The organism is Mesorhizobium sp. M8A.F.Ca.ET.021.01.1.1 (assembly GCF_003998025.1).
Lineage (GTDB): Bacteria > Pseudomonadota > Alphaproteobacteria > Rhizobiales > Rhizobiaceae > Mesorhizobium.
In genome coordinates this window covers 1-1,541 of the sequence record NZ_RZSJ01000891.1, presented here as the reverse complement: position 1 = coordinate 1,541, position 1,541 = coordinate 1, and the positions used below count along the sequence as shown (strand labels likewise).

Sequence of the window (1,541 nt, the reverse complement as noted above, 5' to 3'; positions counted from 1 at the left end):
CGTCGTAGCGGCCGGCCATCGCCAGTGCATGGCCCGCATCATAGATGCTGTCGTCGTCCAGCATGCCTTCCTTGGGCGGCACGCATTTCTGCTTCTTCTTATCCCAGACCTCGCCCTTTTTGCATTGGGTGACAGTCTGGTCGCTGCCACCGCTGCTGCCGGCGGCAAACGCCGGAACGGCGAGGAACTGCAGAGCGACAAGCGCGCTCGCCGCCTGGATAAGCACTCTTTTATGCATGGAAACCTCCTGAGGCTGTGACAATGCCACACTAACGCCGAGCAGTCCGCGTTTCATCCCGGAAAAAAGCCCGCCTGGAGAACATGAGGTGACGGATGCCGCAAATCCGGTATCATCCGGCAAACGACTGACGGAGAGGCCCGTGCAGCGGCGGCGTGAAAAGACCTGGGATCTGACGATCGGACCCGACACCGTGCGGCTGTTCATTCTCAAGGCCAAGGCGCTGAGCGCGGCCGTCAACGAGGACTATGCCGACGGCGCCGAACACGAGGTCGAGTTCGACGGCGACAGGCATGACAACCATCACCACGACGGCCTTGCCGAGGAAAGCTCGGAAAACCTCACCGAGGAAGAGCTGCGCGAGCTGATCAACGACCTCAATATCGACGAGGCGGCCGAGCTGATCGCGCTGGCCTGGGTCGGCCGCGGCGACTACGACCCCTCGGAATGGGCCGAAGCGGTGGCGACGGCGCGGGAGCGGGCCAACAAACGCACGGCGAAATACCTGCTCGGCATGCCGCTGCTCGCCGACTTGCTGGAAGAGGGGCTGGAAGCGATCGGCGCGTAACGCGGAGGTAACCGATTGTGATCGGGTCGAAGGGCCTGTCCAGGCAACTTCAGCCGATCGGCGCCGTTTCCGAGCGATGGCAACGCTGAGCTTTTCCCGATTCTGCACTCTGGCGCTGCTTTTGGCGGCGGCGGTTCTGCTGGTAACGCCGGCCGACGCCAGACATCGTCACAGACACCACGGGCCGCTAAGCCCGCGCGTGGATCAGCCGTTGACGCAGCGGGCCGACCAGCCGCTGCGGCCAAGAGGCAAGCGACAGTCGAGAGCGCGGGTCAGGCAGCATATCGCGCCAAAACCCGCACCGCAAAAAACGCAAGATGCCCAGCCGTCCGCCGATGTTCCGGTGCCCGAGCCACGTCCGGCGGACGCCCCAAAGGTAGACGCTCCAAAGACGCAGGACCGGAACACCGAAGGTCCAAAGAGCGGCGGAGCGCCCGATCTGCTCAAGGACGAAAAGTCCCATCGGAAAAGCCAGACACCGCCCGAACCACCAGCCGAAACGGACAGCGAGCCGGAGCCGCCAGCCGTGGTGCCAACACCGACGCCTAAGCCCGACACCACGACGCCCGAGCCTCAGCCGCCGGCCGTCGCCCCCCAGCCGACGCCAAAACCGGCGGATGCGGGCGACGAGGAGAAGATGCTGCCCGATCCGCGCTCGGCCGATCTCCCCGCCGACAAGATGCCGGCTGAGGAAGTCGCCTGCCGCGAGCGCCTGAAGACGCTCGGCGTCGAATT

1 protein-coding gene and 2 pseudogenes are annotated in these 1,541 nt (G+C 65.0%); 2 read left to right on the top strand and 1 reads right to left on the bottom strand.

All coding sequences use genetic code 11. The features are described from left to right. A pseudogene (locus EOA36_RS35145) lies at positions 1 to 238 on the bottom strand (hypothetical protein); the annotation flags it as partial. A gap of 142 nt (positions 239 to 380) precedes the next feature. Here EOA36_RS35145 and EOA36_RS35140 point away from each other — a divergent pair. Beyond that, a complete protein-coding gene (locus tag EOA36_RS35140; protein WP_127281208.1) occupies positions 381 to 806 on the top strand; it encodes a DUF3775 domain-containing protein in 426 nt (141 codons plus the stop codon). 526 nt (positions 807 to 1,332) lie between these two features. Next, positions 1,333 to 1,541: pseudogene (locus tag EOA36_RS37570) on the top strand (extensin family protein); the annotation flags it as partial.